The following is a 16,817-nucleotide window of genomic DNA, read 5'->3' as shown; positions in this document are numbered from 1 at the left end:
AAAAAAAGATCCCAAGGAGTTAGTTGAAAAAATGCAAAATGTAGAAAAAAAAGATGTGGACAAGCTGGTTGAAGATATTCAGGAAAAATATGGCGAAGGTATGATTATGAAATTGGGCGACGTGAGAAAAGTCGATGTAGAATCTATTCCGACAGGTTCTATTTCTCTTGATATAGCCTTAGGAATAGGAGGAGTTCCGCGCGGCAGAATCATTGAAGTTTATGGTCCGGAATCTTCAGGTAAAACTACCCTGGCTCTTCATATTGTGGCTAATTCACAAAAATTGGGCGGAACAGCTGCATTTGTCGATGCTGAACATGCCTTAGATCCAGAATATGCTAAAAAAATAGGTGTTAAAATAAATGAATTACTCATTTCTCAGCCTGACACAGGAGAACAAGCTTTAGATATAGTGGAGACTTTAGTACGCAGTGGAGTTGTCGATGTTATTGTAGTCGACTCAGTTGCTGCTCTAGTTCCTAAAGCCGAAATAGAAGGTGATATGGGTGATCAGCATGTCGGTCGCCAAGCAAGACTCATGTCGCAAGCTCTTAGGAAACTTACTGCAATAATAGCGCGTTCAAATGCTACAGTTATCTTTATTAATCAGATTCGTATGAAGATAGGGGTAATGTTTGGCAATCCCGAAACAACCACAGGAGGGCAGGCTCTAAAATTTTATTCCTCAGTGCGTATTGAAGTTCGTCGAAGCGCACAAATAAAAAAAGGTGAAGAAATAGTTGGCAACCGTACTAAAGTTAAAATTGTTAAAAATAAAGTTGCGCCCCCATTTAAAACTGCAGAATTCGATATCATGTATAACGAAGGCATCTCGCTTGCCGGGGATATTATAGATGCGGGAGTTAAATATGAAGTAATTAAAAAATCTGGCAATGCACTTTCATTTGAAGATGAAAAACTGGGAGCGGGGAGGGAAAGCGCTAAAACATTTTTGAAAGAAAATCCAAAAATTATCAATAGGATTTTTAGAGAAATAATAAATAAAGCTAAATTAATGCCATAATCGACCCGTATTTTATAAATTATTCCATGTTATAATTAATCAAGACATTGACAAAGGATGAAAAATGGAGTATAATTGAAACATAAAGGTAAAAAACGGGTGCTAATGCCCGTTTTTGTCTTAAAAATATTTTGTTTATTAATTAATCTTAAATTCAGCCGATGCTTAAGTTAAAACTATAGCTTGGCAAAAAAATATGGAAAAAAAATCAAAAAGTCCATGCCCATGTCCTGTTTGCGCAAGGAGAAAAAAAGAAGAACAAAGCTCAGAAGAGTTTAATTTGGCTGTTCTTATAGCCATGGTTCCACTTTTGGTCTTTACATTTTTTGGACAATTAGGATTATTCTAAAAAACCCAACACAAATACAAATATAAATCCCGAAAGCTCGGGATTTTTGTTTTATGCCAAATATATACTATAATTGAGTATGTGAATTTTTAAAAAATAAAAATATGGTTACACAGGAATTGGTTAATTATATAAAACAATCTTTAATTTTAAATACTCCGGAAGAAGCAATAATAAAAAATCTTCTTTATCAGGGCTGGCCAGAATCTGATATAAAAAACGGATTGCTATTGGCCAAAAATCAGAACAAAGAGATTAATCCTGCAAAATCATATGTTAGAAGTATTTCAGACAAAAAAATCAATCCTAAAATAATAATAATTATTATAGCAATTATCTCTATTATAATGATAGGAATTTTAATATGGTTTATATCAAGAAGTATTAACAAAAATAAAGGACAGCAAGATATAATTTTTGTTGAAGATCAAAAAACATCTGTTAGAAATGGACAACAATCTGCTGTTACTCAAAATATTCCAACAAGTTCTGAATCATCAAATGCACAAAATCAATCTGCACAGGAGAAATATGACGAAGCGGTTAAAAAAAATATGCCAGAGGTGGCATCCAGCTTAAAAATATATTTTGAAAAAAATAAGACATATAAGGATTATTCATTAGATGTAAATGTATTGAGCAGTCTGGGAAAAATTTGCGATACTAAGATCAAGATTGATATATCACCAGATGGAACAAAATATGCCGTTCATAGAAATCTCTGCAGTGATCCATCAAAATCTTTTTGTATCGAGAATGGGCTAGATGGCGTATTAATTTCAGAGACATCTTTTGTTGAAAGGATCTATCACTGCAAATAAAAATAAAATTATAAAAAAACCACCTCTTTCGGGGTGTTTTTTTGTTTTGTCTGATGTTCTATGAAATTTAAACACTAATAAGGCTTATGCTCTTGAAACATACTCTCCTTTTTCAGTATTGATGATAAGTTTGTCACCCTCATTTATAAACAAGGGAACAGAAACCTTAAGTCCTGTTTCCATTTTTACGACTTTACCTCCCGTGCCTGCAGTATCGCCTTTTATTCCTGGTGGAGCTTCAACCACTGTCAAGGTTACTTTTATCGGCAATTCTATGTTTACCGGGGTATCGTTGAAATTTAAAACTGTTACTTCTGTTCCCTCAAGCAAATATAAATTAGCTTCACCGACGACATCTTTCGGAAGAGAAAACTGATCATAAGAGCTGGTGTCCATAAAAACGAAGCCGTCATGTTCTGGATACAGATACTGAGCTTTAGTTTTGGACATATCTGCCTCATCAACTTTATCTGAACCATTGAAAGTCTTTTCTAAAACATTGCCGGTTAAAAGATTTTTCAATTTAGTTCTCAAAACTGCTCCAGCGCGTCCTGTTTTTGAATGTTCTGCATTCATGACTACATAGGGAGATCCTTCCCAAAGTATATTTTTCCCAGATTTTATTTCTGTGATTCCTAGCATGTGGGTAATCGCGAATTATTATTCGAATTGATTCGAATTCTATATCCGTCTTAGTTTATTATTTATTTAACTACAAAAGGAGCCAAAGCCATTACGCGAGCCCTTTTGATAGCTTGTGATAGTGTTCTTTGATGTTTTGTGCAGATGCCGTGTCTTTTTGGCGGATAAATTTTTCCCTGTGAATTCATGAAACGTCTTATGAGATAAGCATCTTTGTAATCTATTTTATCCATTTTTTGATCACAGAAATAGCAAGTCTTTTTCTCCATAGTTATATTGAATATTAAATAATTTAAAAAGGCACATCTTCAATTTTTACTTCATCCTGCTCCTCATCTAGATTGATGGTAGGAATCTCTTCGGCAACAGGTGTTTTTTGGCTGGCAACAGCTCCTGCTCCCATGGCGGCTGCAGCCGCTGTTGCGGCTCCTGAATAATTGCTGCTTCCTTGTGGTCTGGATCCCATTTGCATATTTTCTACTATTATTTCAGTGGTTCGTCTTTCTATGCCGTCTTTACCTGTATAAGAACGCGTTTCAAGCCTGCCTTCAAAATAAGCTTCTTGTCCCTTTGTTAAATATTGGCCGGCAATTTCAGCGGTTCGCCCCCACATGACAATATTGTGGAAATCAGTTTTTTCTTGCTTTTGTCCGCTTTTGTCTTTCCATGTTCTATTAGTTGCAATACTTACTGTGGCTACAGTTTGTCCAGATGGAGTATTGCGTATTTCTGGATCGCGTGTTAAACGCCCTATGAGCTGAACTTTGTTTAAATTCATAATTTTTTCATGAATAATTGTGAATTTTTATATTCACCAATATCCATTTTTTATATATCTAAAAGTTTATCAAGCTGCTCGTCGATATTTTTTGTGTCTTCTTTGGTAATTTGTGGTTGTTCAATTTCTGATGAAATCTGCTTTATAGCTGGTTCTTGAGTCTGATTGTCTTGTTTGGCAGGACGCTGTTGAGGACGGCCAAGGGCTTGTTTTTGATTGGTCATTTCTTGAGCTTTTCTTCTTTCTTTAGCGCCGAGATCAGGAAGATCTTCGGTTTTTACTATCATAAAACGCAGTATATCACTATAAAGATTAAGTTTTTTTGTTATTGCTTCTATTCCGAAATCTGCCCTATTCGTTTCATCGGTATTTTCAATTTCAGGAAGCTCGAAACGCCGAGTAATATAGATGCCTTTATTTTGATGCTTGATTTCATAGGCCAATTTTCTTTTTTCAAAAAGTTCTGGTTCAAGCAGGCTGGCTTTTACTGAAACAAGGAGGGAATTTATATCTCCTTTTATTTTATCAAGATTTGCCTCTTGGCGTTCTCCGACTAAATAAAACAATTCGTACTGCATATTTTTCTTAAATTATTTAATTATTATGTAAAAGTTTCTTTTTAGAATAAAAAAACTACACCCAAAGAAAGTCCTCTCCTGTAGTGCAGATTTTTTTGATCTATCCATTTTTGGCTCAATGGCGGATCAAATAAGGCCTTTCTTGATTGTGCAATGATTATATCAGACAATAAAAAAAATGGCAAGCAACATTACTTGTAAAATTTTTCAATGTTCTATACAATAACTAAGGACTTAAAATAATTAATTAAAAAAATATTATGGAAGATGAAAAGAAAATAGAGGAACAAAATTCTTCTGCTCAAATGTCAAATGAAGAAAAATGCAAATGCGGGGTAAAATGCAATTGCAAAGGAAAAATCTGTACAATATGGCAGAATAACAAAACATTAATTATTGTAGCCATAGTTTTGTTTATTATTATCGCAGGAGTTTTTGCGTTTAAGAATTATCGGGAAAAAGTTGATATAGGTCCAAAAATGATCAAGGAAAAATTCCAGACATTTTTAAATGCCAATACGGCTACTGGAGTAAAAGTAGAAATTAAAGAAGTGACCAAAGAAAACGGTTTATATAAGTTGATGGTAAATGTTAATGGCCAAGAACAACCAGTTTATTTAACCAAAGACGGCAATAAACTTGTCAGCGGTTCTCTGATTTCACTTGATGAAATAGCAAAACAAAACGAATTAGCCAAGAAGCAGTCGGAAGAAAATAATAAGCCAATTCCTAAAGCAGACAAGCCAGTAGTAGATTTATTTGTTATGAGTTTTTGCCCTTACGGCAACAAAGCAGAAGACACCCTGAAACCGGTTTATGATTTGCTTAAAAATAAAGTTGATTTCAATTTCCACTACATTGTATCTGTAAACGGCGACACCGTTGAATCGTTGCATGGCGAAAAAGAAGTAGTCCAAAATGAAAGGGAAGCTTGCGTCCTCAAGGATTACGGAAAAGACAAATGGTTTAGTTTCGTATCCTATGTTAATGCTAAATGCGGAAGTGATGGGTCCTGTTGGGAAGCAGGAGCCAAAACACTGAGTTTAAATTCTTCTAAAATATCTTCTTGTGTTGCTGCAGAAGGTTTGGGATTGATGAAGTCAAACGAAGAAGCATCAAAAGGAGCCAATGCTACCGGATCACCAACAATGAAAATCAATGGGGTTAGTTCAAAAGCAATTTATAAGTACGGAGACCCAGAGTCATATAAGCAGGAAATATGCAATTCTTTCAATGTTGCTCCAGCAGAATGTTCCAAAAAACTGGCAGCCGTCAAGGGAGCCTCAACTTCAGATCAGACTGCAACTCAAGGAGGAAGCTGCAACTAATGCCAATAAATTTCTGATAACAAAAAAAGAGGCCTAAGGCTTCTTTTTTTGTTATGTTTTAAATTTTTAAAATATTGTAAAATGCCGAAATTTTAAAGGAGTAATTCTTTACAATTCGGCTTATTTATGATAAAATTATAAAAGTAATATTGCACATTAGCTGTGTGTATAAGTGCTTTTTTGACAAAGTGGCTTATTTATAATAAAATCAATACATAAAATAACAAAAAAGTGAATATTTTTTCACGCAATTTTTTTAAGCAAGCTAACTTAAGCAGGTGCGTTTAGCGTCTGTCTTAGTTAGCTTGTTTTTTAAATTCAAAAAATAATTAAATAAGTTTAAAAAATATAAAATAATATGAAAAAAATCGTAAAAATGTTTCAGCTCAGGCTGAACAAAAGTGAAATGAAGGTCGCAAAGAAAATTATGGCAATCATAATGGTTCCGATGTTTGTTATTCAGATGTCTTCAATCAATCTTTTGACAATGGGCATGATGTATGCCGGAGCAGATAATGAACCATCTGCCAGCGCCGATGAGGCAGGATCTGTTTCTGAAGATGAAGTTAATTCAGATTCCGACAAAGAAGAAACAACAGTTGATGATGAAAAAGATTCAACTTCCGAAGAAACAGTTGTTGCTGAAGAACCTGCCGCAGAAAATGTTCCATCTCTGACAGACCAGCCATCAGACAACGAAATAGTTGAGGAAGAAGAATCAGACGAAGCATCTGATGAAGAAAACATTTCTACCGAAGAGGCTTCTGATGAAAAGCCGGAATGGAATGTAAGTGACGACGGAAAGACTGCGGAAATCGGACCGGTTGAAAAGGGCGTTACTTATAAAGCTCCCCAAAATGAAGATGTAACGGTTACTTTTACTAAATTGCCTGACAATCCTGGAAACTTGAAAATTGAAGAAATTACTTTGACGGACGAAGAAATGGCTTCACTTGGTGCGCTTTCCAACAAAGCTTATGACATCACCTCATCGATGGAAAATGGAACTTTCAAATACGATTTAACACTGCCTAAACCTGAGAATGTAGACGTGCAGATTGCTTACACAGAAAAATCAGCTGATGAACTGGAAGAAGTCGAACCAGAGGATTTGAAAGTGATTGATGAAGACAAGATTGATGTGAAAGAAGACACAATTGAGGCGAATGGCATTGATCACTTTACTATTTTCTATATGGCTCCAGTTAACACTGGTTCTGTTTCTGCATCAGTTTCTCCTTCATCAGGAACTGCAAAAATCGGAGATACGCTAACTATTACGCTATCATCAACTTTAAATACCTTGACTGTTGGTGCTTGCACTGTGAATAGCAAAAATGTTGCAGGCACATTCGCAGGCCCAGGCGGTAGCGGTCCTTATACATATACACTTACATATGTAGTTGGCTCTGGTGATACAGACCGAGCTTCTGGGACTTTACCAATAAGTTGTTATTTGACAGATGGAGGAACTAATAATCTTACAGTTGCAGACTTTAACGACAGTAATACGTTAGCGGTTGATGCAAATGCTCCAACTTTTGCAAGCGTAGCTTTGGGCTCTGATGAATATGTAAATTCAGCGGAAGCAACTTCCGGGGTTAACATAAATGTAACTACAACCGGCGTAGAAGATGGCAGACAAGTTTCCTGCACCATAACGGATACAGTCGCCGGATCAGTTGGTCCAGTAACCGGAACTATATCTGGCAATGCGGTAACAATAGCTACCGGAGTCCTAACTTCTTTAGCCGATGGATTATTGACAGCCACTTGTTCAGTTTCAGATGCGGCCGGAAACCCAGCTGTTAATGGAACAGATACAGCTACTAAAGATGTTGCTGCACCGACAACACCATCCAGTATTCATATTGCCTCAAACAATGCTACAACAACTTTAGCTAAATCAGGTGATACTGTTACGGTTACTGCGACGGTAGATGCGGGAACTACTGTAACCGGTACTATTGGAGGTCAGGCGACAACTACAAATACAGTAGTCGGAACAACGGCAACACTTACACGTGTTTTGGATGCTTCAGAAACTGAAGGTGCAGGACTTGATTTTACATTAGTTTCAACTGATGCTGCAGGAAACAATGCAACAACTGTAACCAAAGCTAACATTGGTGATGGTTCTGCTGTTGAAACTGACTTTACCAATCCGACATGCCCAGAGCCAACGATTGCTGAAGGCACAAACCCCAACGAACAATATGCAGTTGGAAATGTTATATATTATACAACTAACATTTCCGGAACCGGAGATTTTACAGTTAGTGAAGCTGCAACAGATAGCGGTTCAGGAATTCAGAAAGTCAACTTTCCCGCTACTGGCGATATAGCCGGTGGAGGCGATGTTGCTAACCCCGGACCTTATAGCAGTCTTTATGCCTGGAGCGCTTTAGATTCATATGATGGAAGCTCCACGATAACTTGCTATGACGCAGCAGGAAATACAGCAACTTCAACACTAACCATACATCGAGATAATACCAATCCTTCAGGCTTTTCCGTAGCTTTAGACGACAATGTAGTAAAAGACGGAGCATCAATCGTGGTGACAACCACACTTACGGAAACTGGATCGGGAATAGCTTCATGTCACGCTTATTGGTCAACAGACACCGCAGCTGATGGAGGAGATGTTGATCTTGGCGATCTGGGAACAGATTGTTCTGGTTCTGTAACCGTACCTAATCCTTCAGCTGGAGAAGGGACTTATTATATAGTTGTTTCGGATGGATCCGCACCTACTTTGGGTGTTGGAGACAATGTCGGACTTTTTCAAACTACCGGAACAAGTTCATCAGCGATAACGGTTGATAACAGTTCACCAACTGTTGATGCCGGAGCAGATGTTGTAGCTGCCGCTGCTGATCTTCCAGTCACACTTGATGCTACAGTTGATGCTTCAATCGCTGGTGTCGCTTCTTATGCATGGTCTCAAACTGCCGGACCTGGGACAGTAACTTTTGACGATCCAACCATTGAAGATCCAAATGCTACCGGAGTTTCAGTTGATGGAGATTATACTTTGCAGCTGTCTGTTTTGGATAATTCAGGAAATTCAGCTTCCGATACATTGACATTCACTTATGATTCAACTCCTCCAGCAACTCCAACTATCGATGTAGTTGCTACTGATGATATTATCAATGCTGCCGAACAAACAGCAACGGTAACTGTGACTGGCGGAAATGAAGACGGTTCAACGGTTACCCTAAATGGAAATCCTACAACAATTGTTACCTCAACCACTTGGTCTTATGTTTTAGATGCAGCAGCAATTACCGCTTTCGGAGAAGGAGCTGAAACATTAACAGCAGTTGCTACAGATAATGCTGGCAATCCTAATGCTGTAGATGGAACGAGAGGTATCACGGTAGATACAAGTGCCCCGACTTTTACAAGCGTAGCTCTGGATTCGGATGAATACATAAACTTAGCGGAAGCTACATCAAGCGTTAATATAGATGTAGTTACAACCGGCGTAGAAGACGGCCAACAAGTTGACTGCACCATAACTGATACAGGCACTGGATCGGTTGGTCCTGTAAGCGGAACTATATCTGGCAATGCAGCCACCATAGCTACAGGAGATCTAACTTCTTTGAGCGATGGATTATTGACAGCTACATGTTCAGTTTCAGATGCGGCCGGAAATCCAGCCGTTGATGGAACAGATACTGCCTCTAAAGACACGGTCGTTCCGACATTTTCATTTGCACACTTCGGTGCAGATGGATATGTAAACGCAACTGAAGCAGTCTCGGGAGTGGATATAGATGTAGTTACAAATGGAGCAGAAGACGGCCAACAAGTTGACTGCACCATAACTGATACAGGCACTGGATCGGTTGGTCCTGTAAGTGGAACTATATCTGGTAATGCGGTAACAATAGCTACCGGAGCGTTGACTTCTTTGGCTGATGGAATATTAACTTCTACTTGCAATGTTTCCGACATAGCTGGCAATCCGGCTAATCCAGAAATTGATATTGCTACAAAAGACACCGGCGTACCGACAATATCAAGCGTAGCTTTAGGTTCCGATGAGTACGTGAACTTAGCAGATGCAACTTCGGGAGTTGATATAGACGTAGTTACAACCGGCGTAGAAGACGGCCAATCAGTTGCATGTTTAATAAGCGATACTTTTACATATATTCCTGTGTCAGGGCTAATATCTGGCAATACTGCAACCATCTCTTCAGGTTCCTTATTAGGTTTGAATGATGGAGCAATAGGTGTTGTATGTTCAGTTTCAGATGTAGCTGGAAACACAGCTACTCCTAGACTTGATACAGCCGCTAAAGACGTAGTGCCTTCTACCGTAACAATTTTAACTCCTGCTGTTTCAGCTTATGCCAGTGGAACATCAGTTTTTACATTCTCAAGTTCAGAACCTGGTACCCAAGAATGTAATATAGATGGTGGAGCATGGGAATCATGCGCATCTGGTGATACATTTTCTATGCTTTCAGATTTTGCCGGACTTGGCGAAACAAGCTTTACTTTGAATGTTCGTGATACTGATGCAGCTGGAAATATAGGCACTGATTCCAGGACTTTCACTAAAGATACAGTTGCGCCAAGCGTAACCAATGTTCAAGCTGTGGTTCAAAGCAGTGGAACCGATTTCTATCCATATATCAATGGAAACGTAACAACCCGTATCCGTGCCGACGTTTCAGATGCAGCTTCAGGATTAGATACTACCACTTGCGAATACACACTGGATAACGGAGCTAACTGGTATGCCGGATCTTACAATGTCGGAACTGGACGTTGCATAGCTAGTATCCCAGCAACCCTTACGGATGGCGATGTTTTTACAATAAACATTAGAGTCTCTGATCTTGTTGGCAATATAGGAGAAGGAAGCGCTGTTGTATATACAGTTGATTCCGAAGGACCACATACTGACTCAATAGCGATTAGTCCTGATCCTGATGGTATTTATACCAGTGCTGATCCGACAATAACCGGTACGCTTAGTGATACAGTTTCACCAATCACCAGTTGTGAATACAGATACAGGGTGACTGGTTCCGGAAGCGGAGGATGGACAACTTGGATGAGTGGAACATGGACACCGTCAGGCGATCCAAGAACTGGAACATGCACAGGAAGTATTAGTGGTCTTTCTGACGGAGTTTCGTATGATTTTTCAACCCGCGCAACGGACACATTAGGTCATAATGGCGGAGGCGGGGAAAATAATATAACTAGAACAGTGGATGCAGCTGCACCAATAGTAAGCAATGTTCGAATAGTAAGAACTTCTCCATGGACAAACTATACTCCATATGTAAGAGGTGATGACACATTTCGTATTATTGCCGACGTTTCAGATGCAGCTTCCGGATTGGACATCACCACTTGTGAATACACCCTGGATGATGGAGCCAATTGGTATTCTGGATCTTACAATTCAGGAACTGGACGTTGCATAGCAGACATCAGTCCAACTATTGCGGATGGAACAGTATACACGGTAAACGTAAGAGTCAATGACATGGTTGGCAATCAAGGAACAGGAACACCAGCAACTTACACAGTCGATTCTGCAAATCCAACTACTGATTCAATAACAATAAGTCCGGATGATGGCACATATACCAACGCAAATCCAACACTTACTGGAACAATTTCAGATTCAGTTTCACCAATCGTTGCTTGTGAATACAGATTTAGAGTAACTGGAGATGCATGGCCAGCAAGTTGGTCTAGTGCTACTTGGGATGGATCAAACTGCATCGCAGACCTCAGCGGACTTCTAAGTGATGGTGTATCATATGATTTTGCGATGCGCGGACGCGACAGCGTAGAACATTGGGGTGGTGGAGGAATGAATCACATAACCAGGATAGTGGATGGAAATCCTCCAAGCGTAGATGCCGGGACGGACAAAGTTGTTAACGCCTTATTTACTCAAGATGCCACAGCTTCTGATGATGGCAGTGGAATAGCAACTTACTCTTGGACACAAACTTCAGGTCCCGGAACTATAACTTTTGTATCTCCAAATGCTGAAGATACTGACATATCTGCTGATACTGACGGAACATATGTGGCTAGACTTACAGTGACTGACAATGTGGGTAATTCAGCTTATGATGAGTTCACTCTTATTTGGGACACAACTCCTCCAGTAGTTACTCTTGAAATTGATCCTAGCCATCCAGATGGAGACAATCACTGGTATGTTTCCAAACCAGATGTGACATTGAGTGCAGTTGATTTGAACTTAGACAGGATAGAATATCAGATTGATTCAACTTCAGGAACATGGACAACCTATCCATCTCCTGTAGAGATTGATGATGGTGAATATATGTTTTACTATAGGGCACTGGACTTGGCGGGTAATGTTAGCCCAATAGGGGAAAAGCATATAAAAGTGGATACGCATGATCCTGATGAAGTTGAAGATTTGCAGGCGACATACAAGGAAGATACCAATGGGGTAAAATTAGAATGGGATGCTGATGACTCGGATATAAAAGATGTTTATATATACCGAGGCACGACTAGCGATTTCAAAGTTAACAGCTCTTCGCGTGTTGCTAAAAACGACCATAGTGACGAAGATTTTACCGATTATGATATTGAAAGAGGGGTAAAATATTATTATAAACTCGTTGCGCTGGATGATGCTGGCAACAAAAGCGAAGTAGAGAAGATTTCTATTGAAATTCCAAAAGCAGGTGGGCAAGCCACTGTAGTCTATGAAGGCACAGAAGCATTGCCAGCTGATGCGGTAGTCGAGAGGGAACCTATTGGAGATAATAATGAAATCACGACGCCGAGCGGAAGTGATCAAGGTGGTCAACCTCTAGGATCAGAATCTCAGCAAAAAAAGAAAAGTATTGCAGAAACAAAACCCGCATCTTCATCGCAAAACTGGTGGTATCTATGGTTTACGCTAGGAGTAGCCGTATTAGTTGGAGGAGTTTTGTGGCTGATATTAAAAAGAAAGGATGAATAAGAATAAGATTTTCTTGTAACAAGGATTATGAAAAGTTGAGGTTCTGAAACCTCAACTTTTTTGTTTTGCAAGAGCCAGTTTTAGCCGGATGTATTTTTTGTGTTTTCTGTGATATAATATAGGAAGAATAAAATTGTTAAATTCTGCATAAAAAATCATTTAATGCGGGATCAGACTATATAAATAATATGAAAAATAAAAAAGCAATCTTATTTGTGGTTATTGTTTTTGGAATTTTCATTTTTTTTAAAGCAGCCGAAGCTGTATCTGGGCCTTCAGTTGTAAACGTCAGTTCAGATGGTGAAACTTATAATTTGGATTCAGATGACCCAGTTGTCAGAGTTGATTTTGATGAAGATATAATTAATAAACCGAGAATATCAGTAATATCATCACCTTCTCTTTTTCTTCCAATATCTCCAATACCATCTCCGGCTTACATTTACAGTCCCATATTCGCACAAAATGTTAATGATTGTGATGATGGTGATAGCAAGACTTTTTGTTTTAAATATAATGTACCCTCTTCAACTCAAGAAAAGAAGGTTATATATATTTCTGAAGCCCAGGATGATATAGAAAATAAAATGGCTGAAGATAATACACACACATTTAATGTGGATACCGTTAGGCCTTCAATAAAAAATATCAGTTCAGATGGCAAAACTTATGATCAGTTTTCCTATTTGGGTTCAACTATACCGACCATAAAAATTACTTTTAATGAAGGTATAGACAATATTCCAGAAGTGTCTGTCAGGTCTTCTGTTTTTTTGCTTTCACATACTCAGGATGTAGACAATTGTGGCGATAGTGATGCCAGAACTTTTTGTTTTGATTGTCCTTATGATAACCTGAAGAACGGAATCAATTCAATATATGTTTCTAAAGCCAAAGACAATGCAGGCAACACCATGTTAGAAGACCATAGCCATACATTTAAGATGAGTTTAGGTTTGATTGGCAATTATATAACGACCTTTAATCTTGGTGATAAAGGCTTAATAGCTACTAATGTTTGGGATGGGTCAATTTCTGGCATTGCGATAGAGAAGGCTTCTGGCGTTAAATATATTGAACTAAAAATATCGCACAAATCTTTCGGTTCAGAAGAAATTAACTATTGGAATGGGACAAATTGGCAGGAAGGCGAAACAGCAGTTCATGCTAATGGAAAAGGAGCTTGGAATTATAAAATTCCAGTAACAATTCCTGAAGGAATTTATGGGGTTTATTCTAAGGCTGTTTATAATGATTACAGCACATCAAACTCCTATTCTATTAATATAGTTTATGATATGACTAAGCCCGAAGTATTTGCGTCAATTTATCCTGCAGAAAACGATGGTAATAATGGGTGGTATAAAAGCAAACCAAAAATAACTCTGACTGCAAGCGATAATTATGATGTAGAAGGAATAGAATATCAATTAAATAGTAACTCAGGAACATGGCTAAATTATACTGATCCAATTACTATAGATAACGGAACATGGAAACTTTATTACAGAAGTATAGACAAAGCTTCAAATTACAGCTTTATAGGTGAAAAAGAAATCAAAGTGGATGCAGAAGATCCTAATGAAATCAGTGATTTGGATGCAAAATATGATAGTGAAAATGTTTTTGTAAATCTTAGTTGGAATGCTGATGACTCTGATATAGATATGGTTTATATATACAAAGGGAAGAGCAAGGATTTTAAAATTGATAATAACTCGCGGATTGCTAAAAATGAAAAAAATGATGAAAACTATACTGATCAAAACGTGAAGAGAGGAGAGAAATATTATTATAAATTTGTTAGTCTGGATGAAGTCGGGAACAATAGTGATGCAAAGGTTATCTCTATAGAAATTCCAACAGAAACGGGGTCAGATATTATTATAAACGATGAAGGCACTGAAATATTGTCCGAAGACATTGTTATCGGAGAAAATGCAAATAGCCTGAACAGTAACACAAAACAAGTTTTGGCGGCAGAAATAAATAATAAAAATGAAGATGTAGGTGAAGTTTTGGGAACTGAGTCCAAAAATACTGTTTCTAGCGAAACAGAAGAAAAACCAAAATCATCAGGACAATTTTGGTGGTACGCTTTCTTGGGTGTTGTAATATTTATTCTTATAGTAAATTGGTTGCGGATGAGAAGAAAAAGAGCCTAAAATAAAATCTCCCAAAACCTTTTAGAATGTTTATTCTTTAATCAGGCACTGCTTATCAGCAGTGCCTGATTTTATATCAATCAATAAATAATTAGGTTTACAATAATCATTTTTTCTTATATTATTCATATTTAGCAAGATATATAGTATGCAAGGATAATAAAATGATATATGAAATTTAAATTAGATAACAAATATAAGCCTAAAGGTGATCAGCCTCAAGCAATCAAAAAGCTTGTTAGCGGCATTAAGAGCGGTAAAAAATTCCAAACACTTCTGGGTGTAACGGGCTCAGGAAAAACATTCACAGTGGCGAATGTGATTGAACAAGTGCAGAAACCGACTTTGGTTATCGCACCTAACAAAACATTGGCGGCCCAATTAGTCCAGGAATTTCGGACATTTTTTCCCAAAAACGCGGTGGAATATTTCGTTTCCTATTATGACTATTATCAGCCGGAAGCATACATATATTCCACAGACACGTATATTGAAAAGGAGGCTCAGATCAATGATGAAATAGACCGATTGCGCCATAGCGCGACGTCAGCGCTTCTTTCGCGCGAAGACGTGATTATCGTGGCTTCAGTTTCCTGCATCTATGGTCTGGGTTCGCCGGAATTTTATCGGGAAATAAGTTTTGAAGTGGCTATGGGAGAAAAATTTAATCGTGAAGAAAAAATAAAAGAACTCATTGATCTGCAGTTTCAAAGAAGCGAACTTCTCAGTCGCGGCAAATTCAGGGTGACGGGAGAAACATTTGAAATAATGCAGACCGGCAGGGAAATTGTGACAAGAATAGAAGTAGAAAACGAGAAGGTAAAAAAAATTCGGGAATATGATTTTCTGACAGGCGAGGAGCTCGGAAACCTTAAGCGAACTTTGATATATCCAGCCAAACATTTTGTTGTTCCGGAGCCGCTTATGCAGGAAGCGTTGAAGGATATAGAGATAGAGATGAGAGATAGAGTGGCTTATTTGAGAAAAGAGAATAAATTATTAGAAGCGGAAAGACTGAAGCGTAGAACCAAGCAGGATATTGAGATGATGAAAGAAATTGGTTATTGTAATGGAATTGAAAATTATTCAAGATATCTGACTGGACGGAAAACTGGGGAAGCACCGTATACGCTGATAGATTACTTCGAAAAAGATTACTTGCTGGTTATTGATGAATCGCACGTAACTATTCCACAACTTAATGCCATGTATAATGGTGATCGTGCGCGCAAGGAATCTTTGATTGAAAACGGATTCAGGCTACCAAGCGCTTTTGACAACCGGCCGCTGAAATTTACTGAGTTTGAAAAACATATAAATAAATTAATTTTTACTTCAGCCACGCCTGCAACCTATGAAAAAACAAATTCTGAAAATATAGTCCAGCAGATTATCCGTCCAACTGGACTTCTTGATCCAAAATTAGAAGTCAGATCTGCCAAGGGCCAGGTCAAAGACGTTCTCAGTGAGATAGAGAAAGTTATAGAAAGAAAAGAAAGGGTACTGATTACGACGCTAACAAAAAAAATGTCTGAAGATTTGGCGGATTTTTTGAAAGAAAATAAAATCAAAACCGAATATCTGCATTCAGATGTGGAAACCCTTGATCGTATCCGCATTTTGGAAAGTTTGCGAAGAGGAGAATTTGATGTGCTGGTTGGAGTCAATCTTCTGCGCGAAGGACTGGATCTCCCTGAAGTTTCATTAGTAGCTGTTCTGGATGCCGACAAAGAAGGATTCCTGCGCAGTGAAACCTCGCTGATTCAGACAATAGGACGTGCGGCCAGAAATGTTTCCGGACAGGTCATTCTTTATGCTGATCAGATTACTGGTTCAATGAAGCGCGCTATTGATGAAACAAATAGGCGCCGCAAAATCCAGGCAGAATATAACAAAAAACATCATATCACGCCAGCAACTATCAAGAAAAATATTAAATCAATTGTTGACCACGAAACCAATCCAATGCCAGTGGATGACTATTCTAAACTGGAGTCACTGGAAGACATTGTGGGATACATAAAACAGAGAGAAAAAGAGATGAAAGATGCCGCCCGCGCTCTGGAATTTGAAAAAGCTGCGCTTATTAGAGATGAAATTTCCCAACTTAGAAAATTACAGATAAAATAAAATTTGCC

The 16,817-nt window shown here is 38.1% G+C and carries 11 protein-coding genes; 7 read left to right on the top strand and 4 right to left on the bottom strand.

Going from position 1 to position 16,817, the window contains the following annotated elements; genetic code table 11:
• Positions 1–31: 31 nt before the first annotated feature.
• The 3 genes from recA (at position 32) to PLR68_03860 (ending at position 2,194) form a co-directional block, all read left to right on the top strand.
• Positions 32–1,024: a recombinase RecA gene (recA, locus tag PLR68_03870; protein HOW60857.1), complete on the top strand. Its 993-nt coding sequence runs from the start codon at positions 32–34 to the stop codon at positions 1,022–1,024.
• A 196-nt stretch (positions 1,025–1,220) separates the two neighbouring features.
• Positions 1,221–1,373: a hypothetical protein gene (locus PLR68_03865; protein ID HOW60856.1), complete on the top strand. Its 153-nt coding sequence runs from the start codon at positions 1,221–1,223 to the stop codon at positions 1,371–1,373.
• 104 nt (positions 1,374–1,477) lie between these two features.
• A complete protein-coding gene (locus tag PLR68_03860; protein ID HOW60855.1) occupies positions 1,478–2,194 on the top strand; it encodes a hypothetical protein in 717 nt (238 codons plus the stop codon).
• Positions 2,195–2,278: 84 nt separating this feature from the next.
• Here the strand turns inward: PLR68_03860 and efp are convergent, their stop codons facing one another.
• The 4 genes from efp to PLR68_03840 all read right to left on the bottom strand — a co-directional run bounded on the left by efp (position 2,279) and on the right by PLR68_03840 (position 4,192).
• A complete protein-coding gene (gene efp / locus PLR68_03855) occupies positions 2,279–2,836 on the bottom strand; it encodes an elongation factor P (GenBank protein HOW60854.1) in 558 nt (185 codons plus the stop codon).
• A gap of 62 nt (positions 2,837–2,898) precedes the next feature.
• On the bottom strand, positions 2,899–3,105 hold the full coding sequence (gene rpsR, locus PLR68_03850; GenBank protein ID HOW60853.1) for a 30S ribosomal protein S18: 207 nt from the start codon (positions 3,103–3,105) through the stop codon (positions 2,899–2,901).
• Between the two features lie 23 nt (positions 3,106–3,128).
• Complete coding sequence (gene ssb, locus PLR68_03845; GenBank protein HOW60852.1) at positions 3,129–3,614, bottom strand: single-stranded DNA-binding protein; 486 nt, start codon at positions 3,612–3,614, stop codon at positions 3,129–3,131.
• Positions 3,615–3,664: 50 nt separating this feature from the next.
• Positions 3,665–4,192: a 30S ribosomal protein S6 gene (locus PLR68_03840; protein ID HOW60851.1), complete on the bottom strand. Its 528-nt coding sequence runs from the start codon at positions 4,190–4,192 to the stop codon at positions 3,665–3,667.
• Between the two features lie 260 nt (positions 4,193–4,452).
• Between PLR68_03840 and PLR68_03835 the strand changes: the two genes are divergently transcribed.
• The 4 genes from PLR68_03835 to uvrB all read left to right on the top strand — a co-directional run bounded on the left by PLR68_03835 (position 4,453) and on the right by uvrB (position 16,809).
• Complete coding sequence (locus PLR68_03835) at positions 4,453–5,520, top strand: hypothetical protein (protein ID HOW60850.1); 1,068 nt, start codon at positions 4,453–4,455, stop codon at positions 5,518–5,520.
• Positions 5,521–5,878: 358 nt separating this feature from the next.
• Positions 5,879–12,514 (top strand): hypothetical protein, encoded by a 6,636-nt coding sequence (locus tag PLR68_03830; GenBank protein HOW60849.1) that lies wholly within the window; start codon positions 5,879–5,881, stop codon positions 12,512–12,514.
• 188 nt (positions 12,515–12,702) lie between these two features.
• On the top strand, positions 12,703–14,679 hold the full coding sequence (locus PLR68_03825) for a hypothetical protein (protein HOW60848.1): 1,977 nt from the start codon (positions 12,703–12,705) through the stop codon (positions 14,677–14,679).
• 171 nt (positions 14,680–14,850) lie between these two features.
• On the top strand, positions 14,851–16,809 hold the full coding sequence (gene uvrB / locus PLR68_03820) for an excinuclease ABC subunit UvrB (protein HOW60847.1): 1,959 nt from the start codon (positions 14,851–14,853) through the stop codon (positions 16,807–16,809).
• Positions 16,810–16,817: the final 8 nt, after the last annotated feature.

It is taken from the genome of Candidatus Moraniibacteriota bacterium, assembly GCA_035390125.1.
In the GTDB taxonomy this organism is placed as follows: domain Bacteria; phylum Patescibacteriota; class Minisyncoccia; order Moranbacterales; family GWC2-37-73; genus DAOOTD01.
This window is presented reverse-complemented; position numbering and strand designations above follow the sequence as displayed.

Excerpts from the sequence above, each read along its gene's own strand:
- PLR68_03865 (HOW60856.1), top strand. The coding sequence starts at position 1,221 with ATGGAAAAAAAATCAAAAAGTCCATGCCCATGTCCTGTTTGCGCAAGG.
- efp (HOW60854.1), bottom strand. The coding sequence starts at position 2,836 with ATGCTAGGAATCACAGAAATAAAATCTGGGAAAAATATACTTTGGGAA.
- rpsR (HOW60853.1), bottom strand. The coding sequence starts at position 3,105 with ATGGAGAAAAAGACTTGCTATTTCTGTGATCAAAAAATGGATAAAATA.
- uvrB (HOW60847.1), top strand. The coding sequence starts at position 14,851 with ATGAAATTTAAATTAGATAACAAATATAAGCCTAAAGGTGATCAGCCT.
- PLR68_03825 (HOW60848.1), top strand. The coding sequence starts at position 12,703 with ATGAAAAATAAAAAAGCAATCTTATTTGTGGTTATTGTTTTTGGAATT.
- PLR68_03830 (HOW60849.1), top strand. The coding sequence starts at position 5,879 with ATGAAAAAAATCGTAAAAATGTTTCAGCTCAGGCTGAACAAAAGTGAA.
- PLR68_03840 (HOW60851.1), bottom strand. The coding sequence starts at position 4,192 with ATGCAGTACGAATTGTTTTATTTAGTCGGAGAACGCCAAGAGGCAAAT.
- recA (HOW60857.1), top strand. The coding sequence starts at position 32 with ATGCAAAATGTAGAAAAAAAAGATGTGGACAAGCTGGTTGAAGATATT.
- ssb (HOW60852.1), bottom strand. The coding sequence starts at position 3,614 with ATGAATTTAAACAAAGTTCAGCTCATAGGGCGTTTAACACGCGATCCA.
- PLR68_03835 (HOW60850.1), top strand. The coding sequence starts at position 4,453 with ATGGAAGATGAAAAGAAAATAGAGGAACAAAATTCTTCTGCTCAAATG.
- PLR68_03860 (HOW60855.1), top strand. The coding sequence starts at position 1,478 with ATGGTTACACAGGAATTGGTTAATTATATAAAACAATCTTTAATTTTA.